14 protein-coding genes and 1 pseudogene are annotated in these 12,618 nt (G+C 39.9%); 13 read left to right on the forward strand and 2 right to left on the reverse strand.

What is annotated here, in order from left to right; genetic code table 11:
- Nucleotides 1–316 precede the first annotated feature (316 nt).
- From EGV91_RS14245 to EGV91_RS14275, 6 genes are all read left to right on the forward strand, one after another.
- Nucleotides 317–970 (forward strand): ATP-binding cassette domain-containing protein, encoded by a 654-nt coding sequence (locus EGV91_RS14245; protein WP_158290623.1) that lies wholly within the window; start codon nt 317–319, stop codon nt 968–970.
- Nucleotides 967–2,145, forward strand: a complete 1,179-nt coding sequence (locus tag EGV91_RS14250; protein ID WP_135504810.1) for a hypothetical protein — start codon at nt 967–969, stop codon at nt 2,143–2,145. Before EGV91_RS14245 ends, EGV91_RS14250 begins: the two co-directional genes overlap by 4 nt.
- Nucleotides 2,146–2,346: 201 nt before the next feature.
- Complete coding sequence (locus EGV91_RS14255) at nt 2,347–2,958, forward strand: VanZ family protein (protein WP_135504812.1); 612 nt, start codon at nt 2,347–2,349, stop codon at nt 2,956–2,958.
- A 189-nt stretch (nt 2,959–3,147) separates the two neighbouring features.
- Nucleotides 3,148–3,654 carry an SMI1/KNR4 family protein gene (locus EGV91_RS14260; RefSeq protein ID WP_135504814.1) on the forward strand — a complete coding sequence of 169 codons (507 nt, stop codon included), beginning with the start codon at nt 3,148–3,150 and terminating at the stop codon, nt 3,652–3,654.
- A 563-nt stretch (nt 3,655–4,217) separates the two neighbouring features.
- Nucleotides 4,218–4,880 carry a tetratricopeptide repeat protein gene (locus EGV91_RS14270; protein WP_135504817.1) on the forward strand — a complete coding sequence of 221 codons (663 nt, stop codon included), beginning with the start codon at nt 4,218–4,220 and terminating at the stop codon, nt 4,878–4,880.
- Nucleotides 4,881–5,148: 268 nt separating this feature from the next.
- Entirely contained in the window at nt 5,149–5,817 is a 669-nt protein-coding gene (locus tag EGV91_RS14275) for a hypothetical protein (protein ID WP_241666195.1), read from the forward strand.
- A 164-nt stretch (nt 5,818–5,981) separates the two neighbouring features.
- Here the strand turns inward: EGV91_RS14275 and EGV91_RS14280 are convergent, their stop codons facing one another.
- The gene (locus EGV91_RS14280) at nt 5,982–6,479 is read right to left on the reverse strand and encodes a hypothetical protein (protein ID WP_135504819.1); all 498 of its coding nucleotides are present in this window, start codon (nt 6,477–6,479) and stop codon (nt 5,982–5,984) included.
- A 233-nt stretch (nt 6,480–6,712) separates the two neighbouring features.
- Here EGV91_RS14280 and EGV91_RS14285 point away from each other — a divergent pair, with 233 nt between their 5' ends.
- The gene (locus EGV91_RS14285) at nt 6,713–7,075 is read left to right on the forward strand and encodes a hypothetical protein (protein WP_135504821.1); all 363 of its coding nucleotides are present in this window, start codon (nt 6,713–6,715) and stop codon (nt 7,073–7,075) included.
- 275 nt (nt 7,076–7,350) lie between these two features.
- Here EGV91_RS14285 and EGV91_RS14290 read toward each other — a convergent pair whose 3' ends face one another.
- A complete protein-coding gene (locus EGV91_RS14290) occupies nt 7,351–7,914 on the reverse strand; it encodes a cysteine hydrolase family protein (RefSeq protein WP_135504823.1) in 564 nt (187 codons plus the stop codon).
- Nucleotides 7,915–8,033: 119 nt separating this feature from the next.
- Between EGV91_RS14290 and EGV91_RS14295 the strand changes: the two genes are divergently transcribed.
- The 6 genes and pseudogenes from EGV91_RS14295 (at nt 8,034) to EGV91_RS14320 (ending at nt 12,474) form a co-directional block, all read left to right on the forward strand.
- The gene (locus EGV91_RS14295) at nt 8,034–8,477 is read left to right on the forward strand and encodes an Lrp/AsnC family transcriptional regulator (RefSeq protein ID WP_135504825.1); all 444 of its coding nucleotides are present in this window, start codon (nt 8,034–8,036) and stop codon (nt 8,475–8,477) included.
- A 610-nt stretch (nt 8,478–9,087) separates the two neighbouring features.
- Nucleotides 9,088–9,795 (forward strand): DUF421 domain-containing protein, encoded by a 708-nt coding sequence (locus EGV91_RS14300; RefSeq protein ID WP_135504826.1) that lies wholly within the window; start codon nt 9,088–9,090, stop codon nt 9,793–9,795.
- Nucleotides 9,796–10,279: 484 nt separating this feature from the next.
- Nucleotides 10,280–10,729 carry a DUF5063 domain-containing protein gene (locus EGV91_RS14305; RefSeq protein ID WP_135504828.1) on the forward strand — a complete coding sequence of 150 codons (450 nt, stop codon included), beginning with the start codon at nt 10,280–10,282 and terminating at the stop codon, nt 10,727–10,729.
- 121 nt (nt 10,730–10,850) lie between these two features.
- Complete coding sequence (locus EGV91_RS14310) at nt 10,851–11,144, forward strand: hypothetical protein (protein WP_135504830.1); 294 nt, start codon at nt 10,851–10,853, stop codon at nt 11,142–11,144.
- Between the two features lie 64 nt (nt 11,145–11,208).
- Nucleotides 11,209–11,529 (forward strand): annotated as a pseudogene (locus tag EGV91_RS14315) (MFS transporter); the annotation flags it as partial.
- Between the two features lie 90 nt (nt 11,530–11,619).
- Nucleotides 11,620–12,474 carry a Cof-type HAD-IIB family hydrolase gene (locus tag EGV91_RS14320; protein ID WP_135504832.1) on the forward strand — a complete coding sequence of 285 codons (855 nt, stop codon included), beginning with the start codon at nt 11,620–11,622 and terminating at the stop codon, nt 12,472–12,474.
- The last annotated feature ends 144 nt before the right edge of the window (nt 12,475–12,618 follow it).

The following is a 12,618-nucleotide window of genomic DNA, read 5'->3' on the forward strand; positions in this document are numbered from 1 at the left end:
AACTTAAACCAATAAATAACGTCTTCTTTTCATATAACTAGGTAAGACAGGAGGCAGCCGCTAGTTGGAATTTCTTGATTTAGCTGCTTGTATTACGAAAGTTTCTTTGCCGCTAACGAAAACTGTTTACCCATTTATGTTCAGACAGTCTACAGAGTTCGATTAGAGATTTTCACTCTTTCTCTTTCAATGAATTTAAATCCATTTGATTTTAAAAGATGTTTTTAGGCAATATCTATTCGTTCTTATTTCCAGTATGCTATTAGTAATGGAAAAACTTAGTAATCATTTGGCGCGAAAGGGGCTGTTTAAATTTATGTTAGTAGTGAGTGATATTCAGTTAAAAACAAAAGAAACGTTGTTATACGGAGCTAATATGCAGTTAAGGAAAGGGACGATTTACGGCTTGTCTGCACGCAATGGCAGCGGAAAAACCACATTGCTCCGGACCATCAGTGGACTCAGAAGCGAGCCTTTAGGTTCGATAGCTATTCAGGAAAACGACCACCTGCTTTCTGCACTGGAAGTGAAAAAACAGTTGTTTTACTTTGAGACGGTGGAATGGTTAGACCCTAATTTATCCGGATGGGATTATTTGCGCTTTACACAAGATGCTTGGAACCAGTCTGACCGGCCGATCGAAGAGATCGTCTCTTTTTGGGAGATGGATTCGTACATCAAGACGCCCATCAAAAAATATTCGCTTGGCATGAAACAAAAGGTGTTACTCGCCATGTATGGCGTTAGCGGGGCGAGCTATTGGCTGCTTGATGAACCGACCATCGGCCTGGACACCAATAGCCTGAAGAAATTTCAAACGTATTTGCTGGACGCCAAAACGGATGGGGCTTGCATCTTATTTTCTTCTCACCAAAATGATAGTTTGTATGCGGTCTGCGACTACATGTACGAAATGGAAGATGGCTCCTTACTTCTGTCCATGATAAAAAAGGGGGACGACAAGGGATGAATTATTATCGATTTCTCTTAAAAAAAACCGTGAAAAATCGAGCCACTTCCGTTCCGTTGCTTCTTCTATTGGTAGCCATTGTCGGTCTGTATGTGATTAACCAGACGTCCGGGGATTTTTCTAGCTATAAGGGTGGCCTAACCGATCATCACGAGGAAACGAAGGACTTGGAAGAGTATTACGTGGACTTGCAGAATGATGGCGTGGCGTACTCAGCCGATGAAGTCGCATCATTCGAATCAGGCCATCAGGATGTAATGGAGCAGTCGATGTGGTCTGAGAAAGCGCTGCAATTAGCAGAGGAAGAAAAATGGGACGAGGCGTTGGGTTATTCCATCAACCTCGTGAACCGGCAATTGGAAGCCAATGAACAAGCGGAAGGAGCGCTGTTTCCTGCTGAGCATGTGTTTGTCTTAAAAGGGGAACTCGAAATGTATGAGCAGTTACAGGCACTTGAACAAGAGCCGGATACTGAAGGCTATGAGACTTTCGGGTTCAACTACGTCTTTCGGGTGATGGATTCGCTGTTCCCCGTCTTATTCGTGCTGATTTTAGCTGTTCTGTTGACAGAAGTTTTCCTGAACTCGTATAAAAAAGGAATGAACATCGAAACGCTGTTGCCGATGAGCTTTAGGTGCCTGTTAGCCAAACGGATTTGGTTCAGCAGCCTGTTGGCCGGAACGGTTTACTTGTCCACGCTGGCCATCAGTTTTGTCATGGCCAGCCTTGTGAAAGGCCCAGGAAACGCCTTATATCCAGTCTTGCTCTATTCGGCGGAGTTACCGGAAACGTCCCCAATCTGGATTGTTTTAGTGAAGATGCTGACTCTCCAGTTGCTGGGCATACTCAGCCTGGTTCTGCTCATCTCGCTGATCAGCTTTTTCGTCCAGAACAACCTGGTCAGCTTATTGATCACACTGGTCGTTGTGATCGGTTCACCGATGGTCTTCAAATCCATCGAAGCTTTTAATATTATTGCCCATTTGAACCCTTTCACGTATTTGGCAAGCGGGCATGTGGTGACTCGGTTTATCATGCAGGATATCCCCAATGCTCAAGCTACGTTTGGAACGGGAATCGTTTCACTGGGTGTCTTTTCTTTCATACTGGCCGTAGTAAATGCGGTTCTTGCCTACCGGTATGAGAAGAAACCGATGTATGCGGCAAAAACATAAAATGGCAAATGCTCTTGTTGGATTTTCTAAGTTGAAACTTGGAGGTTCAATAATAGAATCCAGTTTACATATCAGAAGTTATTGGAAGGAAAGAAGCAATAAATATAGCTACTTTCCTTCCTTTTATTTGCAATATACACTTTTCCAGTTATTTTTTTTGGTGAAATCTAGATATCTGAAAGTTCCTTTTGAGGTGGGAAAATGCATCTGCTTAAAAATTTCATATTAATAGTCTTATCGCTGCTAACCTCCCAGTTCGTTATGTATTATTTTATTGATGAACTAATTGTGGTTTTTGCTGCTTCGCCGGTTCCTTATATACTAGGGAGATTCTTGCTGGCTTTCGTCATTTTTGGCTGTTTCAAGTTTCTGATGAAAGAATTTGAAATTGAATCCATCTATATAAACTTGGCTATGATACTGTACTTAGTCTTTTTATTTTCTATTACCCTTTTTAGGGGCAATTCGAAATCAACCGACTCCAATTTCATGCCTTTCAACTTCTTGACCTATGCTTCCGAAGCAAACCTTTCAACTTTTACAGCTGCTGTGTTAATTAACATGCTAATGCTTGCTCCTCTAGGAGCATACTTGCGAATAAAGAATATAAAATTTGCTTTCTCATGGCAAGTTATTCTTTACGGCAGTTTGATAATAGAAGGGCTTCAATTCTTCACAAAGCGTGGATCCTTTGATGTGGATGATTTGATGTTAAATACTCTAAGCGGTGGATTAGCGTATCTTGCAGTAGGCCTTATTCATAAACAAATCCCTAAAGCTCAGCTTTCTAATTCATTTAGAAAATCATCGTGAGCCATGAGAATTGGCAATTAATATGCCTTTTCTTTCAGGAGCATGCTTAGCCTGTTATTAAGGATTTTTCTCATCAATTTCGAAGAGTAAAAATCGCTAATAAAATAAGGTAGCTGAATGTAACTTATGTGCAGTTAAATTACATTCAGTTTTAAAGATAAAAAGGAACAATTAGAGGAGGAATAGATAGTGTCTAAAATAAAAATTAATTTAGAAGCTTTGAAGAAGCGCCTAGATTCAAAGGGTCTTCTGGAAGTTCAACAGGAAGAGGGATACGTTGAAAAAATGAAAGTAGCCTTTAATTCTCCGGCAACAGGAAAGGAACTGCAGAAATTGCCGTTCACTTTACCGGAAGACTACGAAGAATTTCTTCGACTGCACAATGGTGGACTTATTTTTACCCACCCCGAATATGGGGGAGGATTTGAGCTTTTTACTGTAGACGAGATATTGGAACATAGAGCCATCCCTGGTTATGACTATCCGGACAACTGGTTTCCAATCGCCTATGGATATGATGGTTGCTATTTGATTGTTACAGACAAAATGGTAGGAAATGGATACCTCTATGTTATGGATACTGGGTATGACTTCGAAGATAACATGTTTATCGGTATGACCTTTGAAGACTGGCTTGAAAAGATCATCATCGCTCAGGGAACGAAATTCTGGGAATGGGGATTCATTATTCCATAAACAACAAATTGCCCATATTTAATAATCCGAATGTAACTTAATTCTAATTAAGTTACATTCGGAGTACTTGTTCTACCTTATTTTTAGAAACATTGAAAAAAAGATAGCAATGAAAATTTAAGCTATATAACTGATTAGCACCCAGTAGTGATTTTGATGATTATTGAAATTGAAGGATACCTTATCCAAGTTTTATTAACGGGGAAAAAGTGTACGAAACAGCAATTAAATCAGATGTATCTTCAGGCAGATAAATTAACTTATGAATACTTCGACTTTCCTGACGTATTTTGTCGACTTCATAGCTTTGAGCAAATTCCCTATTCGGAGGATATTGAAGTTGATTTTGTCATAGATACTGATACCGGCAGGATTTACATACCGAGTTATTAAGTTTTAGGAACAGTTATTAGAAAACTTTTATTGAGATTGAATGTAACTTAATAGCAATTAAGTTACATTCAAAATCCTAGTTTAAAGGTGGAGGAAAAGACGGAGAATAAAGGGCAACACAGGTGAAAACGAGGGGTTAGCCAATAAATAAAGAGATATGAGGTGAGAAAATGAAAGATGGCGAATTAAAGCGAAAAATAACAGCGTTAGTTAACGAGGAGAAATTAGAGAAGGCGGAAGCTTTATTGATCTATTATGTACACAAAAACCCCGATGATCTAGAAGGGTGGAATCGATTGATTATGCTGGAAACCTTAGCTCCCATTGAGGATTATGAACAGGCAGCTGAGTATACCAAAGAGGCGTTGACGCATCACAACGACCAGCCGATTTATTTCGTTTTGATTTTGCTTTTTGCGCGCTTGCATAGAGGAGAGTTGGATTATGTGTTGGTTGAACAAGCAAAGGGTGCGCTAAACAAAGCAGATCCGAAAATTGCTTCCATGATTTCACTTCTCCTTGCCAATTACTATCGAAGTAGAGATAGCCTCCAATATGAGGCCTTCTTAAAAAAATCGATCGAAGACGGTCCTTATTTTGTTGGAAACTACCTGGAGTTGGGGGAATATTATTTAGCGAAGGGGCAGAGAGAGCTTGGGAAAGAGTTGATCAGAAAAGGTCTGGGTCAAGTGCAGCTTATCTACAAAACGGAAGATGACGACGAAGAGCTCGATTGGCTGGATATTGACCGCTATGTAAATGAGATGCTCACCCGCGTTTTCATCATGGAAGATATTTACAACGATTTTGAGGAGTTACTGCAACAGGAATAGCGCAGCGAGTCTCCAGCCTGGGATGGGTCTGGATTCGGATGAACAGCCGATAGGGAATTCAAGAAAATTTCTACTCAGTTTGAATGTAACTTAATCCTAAATTAAGTTACATTCAGAATTGCGATTCCAATGAACTGCTAAGAGCAAGAAGAGAAAGTGGATTTTCAAGAAAAAATAATACATTCATAAGGCTATACTGTCAGGTATTCAAGCTGGAACTGTGAAGGGCATAGTTTACATATCAACACGTTATGGAGGGGGAGAAAAAATGGAGAAAAAGAATGGAATGGTAAAAAATAAATTAGCACTCTTTAGTTCATTTGTTATTTTATGTATCTGTATGTATTTGTTTTTTCCTTTTCCGAATAATCCGGTGTTAGAGGCGCGCACTACATTTATGTCATTTCCAATTCGGAATCAAGATGGATATATTTCACTTGGGATAATGGGGTCCTTTCTGTTTATAATCGCCTTAATTTTACTTTTCATCGGAATGAAGAAATACCAATTTAGATCAATACTCATTGTGGTTCTAGTATATACATTTTTACCGAATCTTTTAATCACCACATATCAAGAAACCTTAGCAAGTGGCATTACAGCCATATCATATGATAATAATGGTCAATGCAATTTCAAGTTAATGGACCAAAAAATGAATGGGGAATGCAATCTGGAATTACATAATCGAAGTAATGAGGCTGTGTCATTTGAATTGGAATTTATAGATTCATTTTTCATGGAAGATGATGTACGAATGGAATCACTTATGAATTTAGCTGGTCCGTATCGTATTACGATAGAAGCTAATCAAAAAAAATCCATCCACATAAACGAATTACTCGATTTATCAGGTGTTCCAAAACATATCGATGGAGGGGAATCATTTAGTATTCATTTTAAAATAACTGAGAAGGATAAAACACGCACTTTGTAGTAGATTATTGTAAAGATGTAAACTGCATTCTGAAGAATTTTAGTTTACATATCAAAATTTATCAAAAATTATAAAATACAAAGGGATAGAAGATGCGCTTTGATCAGCGTCTTCTATCCCTTTTCGTTTGGAAAAGTATATTTTTACGAACGGTTTTAAAAAAATTATTGTTTCCATATTTTTTCGGAAGAAATCCACTTTTCCTGCTTTAAGTCCAGTGTTCTTTCCTCATCGTGGATTTGCAGGTACACGGGCATCGGGTGTTGGCCCTGTTCTCCAACTTTCCAATTGGAAAGAAACCAGTTAAAAAAGACCTCCTGCTGTTTAGTGTCAGTTTCCCATTCATGTTCTTCATAAAACGCCTCATACTCTTTGAATTCGGAGTTGGAAAGGGAAAGGTAAGGAATCTCTGGTGAAGACACACTGCTGAAGAAATTTCCACCTTCTGAGAGTCCCATTACCTCATTTGCGTGGTTATCATACGCGAAGAGAACAAAAGTGAGTTCGAATCTGGAAGGTTCGATGTAGAGAGTAAACAGGAGATTCTTTACATTCGGCGAAATTTCCAGTTCACGGACCTTGTGAAGGTATGAGAGCAAAAGGTCATCCTTCTCTGCTAAATTACTGGATACTAAAGTGATATAATCATCGACAACAAACATCTGGCACCCGCTTTCAAAGTAAGTTTTCTAGGCAAGATTTTCTTCTACGTTCATTATATAGCACTATCGTAATTGGGAAGCTCTTTTATGGAAATTCCATCCATAGTCTGTCAGTGACTTGCACTAGAAGTGGATAAGCAGGTGAACACCTTTTCTTAACTTTCTGGTAAGTGGTAAAATGTAGGAGCAGAAGACGCTTCTCAACAAGTCATGCCAGAAGGATGCGTAAAAAGATGAAAAAAAATGATTACATGATCCAAACCCGTTTAACGAATAAAGGGGACTATGCCGTACAGGTAGAAATCAAAAGTAATGAAACAGAAGAACTGGCCATGGTATTAGCAGGCATCAAAGCGCTGATTGGTACAATGGACTACACTTCAAGAGAGGGTGGAGGAGACAGCACTTCAGAAGAGGGACGAGAAAGGTATAATCAGGCGATGAGAGAAATATTAGGCTATGTTGCGGATGATATCGGGTTAACTACGGGTTATTACATGAACGAACTTCAGGCACAAGTATTTCTTGATGCATCTGACGAGCACTCTGTAAACCCTGATGTGCAAATGGAGCTTATCAAAAAGTATTTTGACTAACCAGCCTTACTTCCGCTGGGAATAAAGCACGTTGAGTTTTTTTGTTAAAAGTAGTCTGTATACGAGGAATTAAAAACTAGTTAACTTATCAATACGTATCGGTTGCTGTATGTATAAAGGTAAAGCTAATCCTGTTTGCAGCAAAAATACTGCACCCCCAAAGTTAAAAAGTTATCTTTGGGGGTGCAGTACCGAGTCTTCTCTATGAATTAAGAGAAAGCTAAAATGGGACTTTGCAAAAAAACAAGCTCCCATTTATATTGAAATCATTATTTCTATAGGATTTCGGCTTTCTGATGCAAGAAATCCTCGGTCGAGCTTACTTCCGCATACATACCTTGGAGTGCGCCGACAAATGCATAATGAACCTGTTCTGCTGGGACGACATGATCCTGGTGAGACAATTCTCTTGTGGCACAAGCATCTTCGATCAAAGTTGTTTCATAGCCTAAGTCCACAGCAGCTCGCACGGTGGCATCAATGCACATATGTGTCATCATGCCCACCACCACTACTTTGCTTATCCCTTTTTCTTTTAATTGATTTTCTAATTCAGTTTGTAGAAAGCTGTTTGCGAAATGTTTGACGATGACGCTTTCATGCTCTAACGGCTGAACCGCTTCATGTATTTCAATGCCTTCCGTGTTTGGAAGAAAGAATCCCATAGCGGGGTTGCTGGCAATATGCTGAACATGGAAAATATTTTCTTTGTGATTTTGTCTAAACCATTCCAGAACTTTAGCTGCATTGGCAGCTGCGCTTTCAGGATTACTCAATTCCATTTTTCCGTTTGGGAAATAGTCCTTTTGTATATCAACAATGATTAAAGCTGTGCTCATTTTTCCACCCCATTCATAAATTTTTCCTACAAGCTAATGATATACAGGTTCCAGGTTTTTATCGATAGGCTGATGAAGCATATTTGCGTTAAAACATTTCACCATGAAAGGAATCGACTATGGAACTTAATAAAATTGATTTTCAAATCCTTCGATTATTGTCTGAAAACTCGCGAATCCAGTGGAAAGATCTGGGTGAACAGATTCATATGTCAGGACAGGCAGTAGGGAATCGCATCAAAAAACTAGAGGACAGCGGTGTCATTAAAGCTTATTCCCTGATCGTTGATGAAATGAAGTTAGGTTTTTCTTATACCGCTTTTGTCATCATTTACATGAAAACAGCAAACCACGGGAAGTTCATAGATTTTCTTAACGAACGACAAGAGGTTATTGAAGCGCATCGGGTGTCAGGAGAAGGTTGTTACCACTTGAAAATAAAAGTGGCTTCCCAAGAACAATTAAATCTTTTTTTGAATGCCACTCTCGATTACGGGAATTACACCTTGTACCTTTCCATAAAAGAAATCAAACAACGCAGTTCATTAATTGAGGGCATTTAACTCCAGGTTTTTTATCCGGAAGATTGTGTCATATAAAACCAAGTCTTGATTCCTACTTTGCACGATTTTCTAATAAGGTGCATTTTTCGTAAATATAATTTCCGAATGGAGCTCCAATACTTGCAGTTGTTGCTGGAAAACTTAGTGGTTCAATAGTGATTTTTTTATTTTTCTTTATTGAATTCGCCCCATTTAGAGGAATGTACGAATATTCCTCATGTTGAACGATTTTTGAAAATCACCTTAAGCTGGCATTATGGAAAATAGAAAATCCCGCTGACTCCGTGGTTAAAGCCCATCATCAATAGAGCAGTGATCTCATAAACTTTTGCCTGCTTCACCCCCATAACAACAGCATGCCAGGGTTGTTTGACCTGCTTAGAATTTTGAATAAATATTATTGTCTCCTGCCTGAAACGGTGGGAGGCTTTTTGCGCTGAATCAAATAGGAGTGTTCTTCAGTTGAAAGCGGCTGCCCAATTGTTCTTTGCTCTAGCTTCAAAATGGTGCACAGTTTTACGCAGGTTTTAAAAATGAAAAGGGGGTATGGAGTAGTAATCTGTCTTCTACATCATTAAGCAACACAAAATGAAGTTTAGGGGTGGAGTCGATGACGTATTTGGATATTGGCTTGAAGCTTTTTTTCGGATTGATTGCCTTGTTGGCCGTGACGCGGCTGCTGGGGAAAAAAGAAATGTCTCAGCTGACGCCTTTTGATTTCATTTATTCAATCGTCTTGGGAGGCATTCTGGAGGAAAGCATCTATGATGACAAAGTTTCCGCACTTCATGTCTGGTTTGCGGTTGCTGTCTGGGGCCTCCTGCTTTTCATCATTGAAAAACTGACCAAACGGTACGACAAGGTGCGCATTTATTTGAAAGGGGAGCCGTCGATCTTGATTCGTGATGGGCAATTCAACATCAAGGCGCTGGAAGCGAATCATCTTGAAATGGAGCAGCTGCGTTCGATGTTGCGCCATGAAGGTGTTTTTTCCTTGCAGGAAGTCCGCGACCTGTACCTGGAACCAGGCGGCACCATCAGCTTGAAAAAATATGCGAAACACGGGTCTGTTACGCCGGCCATGCTTAACTTGGAACCGGCAGATGAACCTTTGAACTTCCTATTTGTGGATGAAGGGAAAATAAACGAAGAAATCCTGAAGTATGTTGGCAAGTCCAAAGACTGGCTTTATGAAGAGCTGCAAAAAGAGGGCTACAGCAATGTGGAAGAAGTGCTTTACGCTGAATGGTCGGAGTCCAATGGCTTTTTTATCAAATCGTATCCTACAGACAATGGTAACGAGGGAGAGGGAAATTAAAAAAACGCTCCAGTGACGGAAAAGGATTTGTTGGACACCCGCAAACATTGCCACGATGTTGGATACCCTGATTTTCACTGCTTTTTTGACTTGCGAACGGTACAGGGCGCAATATTTTAATGAATCAAAAATATATCAAGCCGGGAAATCCCTTAAAAAGAATGACCAAGATATGTATATTAAGTGAGAATCAGCAGAAGCCCTAACATAAGAGTGCCTATCCTTAAGAAAAGAAGGATACTGATTTGTTCCATGTCAGTCTCCTTCTAATTACATATCTTTCAGTTCAGCTGAATTAGAAGGGCAATTAACGTGAAGATTGACTAAATACAATCCATTTTCATGTGCTTCTTTTCAGCCATTGCTAGAGGACGCCGGTAAAAGATAAGTAAATTAACGTTTTATAAAGATAGGGATTATTGCGCATACATATCACTAAGTTATCAGCGGCTGTTTAAATACAAAGGGAGAGAGGAGTGAAAGGATGCAAAGCCAAGAAGTGGAAGCGTTTCGCGTTCTTGCTACAGCCTATTGTGATTTTATTGATTCATCCCGTTCTTTTGATGAAGAGGAAAGCTTCAAAAAACTGCTCAGAATTATTTCCCAACTGTATACAAACGCCCTGGACCTGCCGGAAGTTGAAGTTGAAGAAGAGCATTTGCCGGATGTGGATTTTCCCTTGCCGGAAGTCGATATTAAACACCATAACGTATACACGGAGATATTCGATCCTTATCACGCTGAAACTCCAGTGAACGGTTGTCTGGATGACGATATTATGGGAATTTACAGCGACCTTAAGAAAGGACTCCTTTTATATGAGCAGGGTCATGGCATCGAAGCGGTATGGGAGTGGAAATTTGGTTTAGAAGAGCATTGGGGAGAGCATGCTACAAGTGCCATCCGTGCATTGCATTCCATCAAGTTTATTTAACTTCTACTTAATTTTAAAATTTTGATCACTAGTGAGTTTTACTAAAAATCTTTAAGCATACCAACGTGTTTATAAATTAAAATGAACAAAGAATAGAAACTCAAATTTCAGGGGTGGAAAGATGACAGAGAACCAGTGGATTAGCAAACAAGAAGAGACCGACTTGCCAAAATTCAAAAGTCATGAAGAAGCAAGCCGTTATTTTGAAAAGAAGTACGGAGAACGTTTTGTATTTGAAGAGTCTTTCGATATCGGTAATGGAATTTGTTTCTTTTATCGATTGATCACAGATGTGGAAGCCTATATAAATGGGCTAACGGATTTGAACTCGAATGGGTCCGTGGGATTGGAATTTATGAACAGTTATCAGCCGATTCGAATTATGGAAGATGGAAGCGTCCAAGTCAATCAGTAAGAATTAAGAGAGGCGCAACTCTCTTTGGCTAGGTATTGGATAGTTTTAGGTGAATGGTAGAATGGGGGCCGTGCTTCTTTTCCTGCCATTGCCTTCGGTCTTTTCACTTGCCGGTTTTATCCTGGTCGGTTTGGGGCTTGCGCCGACCTTCCCGTGCATGCTGCATGAAATGCCCGTGCGTTTAGGGAAAAAGCATTCCCAGACCATCATGGGCTACCAAATGGCCGTCGCCTATTCGGGCAGCACTTTTATCCCGCCGCTGCTTGGATTGATGGCTTCGTAATTCACAATTGGCATCTTCCCGCTGAGCGTTTTGGCCTTTACTGCCATTATGTTTCTAAGCGCAGAAAGATTAATCCACGTATTGAAAGAGAATGGATCATAGAAAAGAAAGATGGCAAGCTCATCGGTAGGCTGAGGCTTGCGCGAATGAATGGGCACATGGCATCTTGGCTAAACATAAGGAGGAATGGGTATGGCAATTCGATTAATTGCGGTGGACATGGATGGAACGTTTTTGAACGGACAAAAGAGTTACGACCAGGAAAGGTTTCTCAAGCAATACCTGAAAATGAAAGAGCACGGAATTCGGTTTGTTGTGGCAAGCGGGAATCAGTATTACCAACTGAGATCCTATTTTAGTGAAATTCAAGATGAACTAGGTTATGTATCTGAAAACGGGGCTTTTGTTTTGGATCAAGGACAGGAAGTGTTTTCGGCAGATGTCCGAAAAGAAGACGTACGCCGTATTCTTGAAGTGCTGGCAGCGCACGAAAACCTTTCCGTTGTCTTATGCGGCAAAGAAAGTGCCTATATCCTGGATCGTGCATCCGACCGTTTTTTTGAAATCATGAGCCGGTATTATTACCGTTTAAAGAGGGTGCCGGATTTTGAACAAGTGGATGATCAAATCTTGAAATTCGCCTTGTCTTGCCCGCAGAACCAGACGCTTCAACTAAAGGAGCTGCTGCAAGAGAAAATCGGATCGATCGTTACACCGGTTTCCAGTGGCCATGGAAGCATCGATTTGATTGTTCCGGGTTTCCACAAAGCCCATGGCATTCAGCTGCTACAGCAAAAGTGGAAGATCAAAGATGAGGAAACAATGGCTTTCGGCGATGGGGGAAATGATATCGAAATGCTGAAGCACGTAAATTATAGTTTCGCGATGGAAAACGGAAGCGATGAAGTAAAAGACAGCGCAAAATATATCGCACCTTCAAATGAGGGCAGTGGTGTATTGGAAATCATTGACCAGTATTTTAATAATCAAGGCTTTTTCCCATCTGCTGCCAGGCATTCGTTTAAAGAAGCAAACGATCGGGTGTAAGTATGAATTTTTACTTTATGAAAAAATTGAAAAGTAAATATATTGAGAAGTGGCGTAAGAACGTTTTAAATTAAGTGGCTTTAATCATGACTAAAGCAAGATAGTTCTTTTAGATATAGGAGAAAATTTAACAATTTCGCACTA

This window comes from Planococcus koreensis (assembly GCF_004761975.1).
GTDB classification, from domain to species: Bacteria; Bacillota; Bacilli; order Bacillales_A; family Planococcaceae; genus Planococcus; species Planococcus koreensis.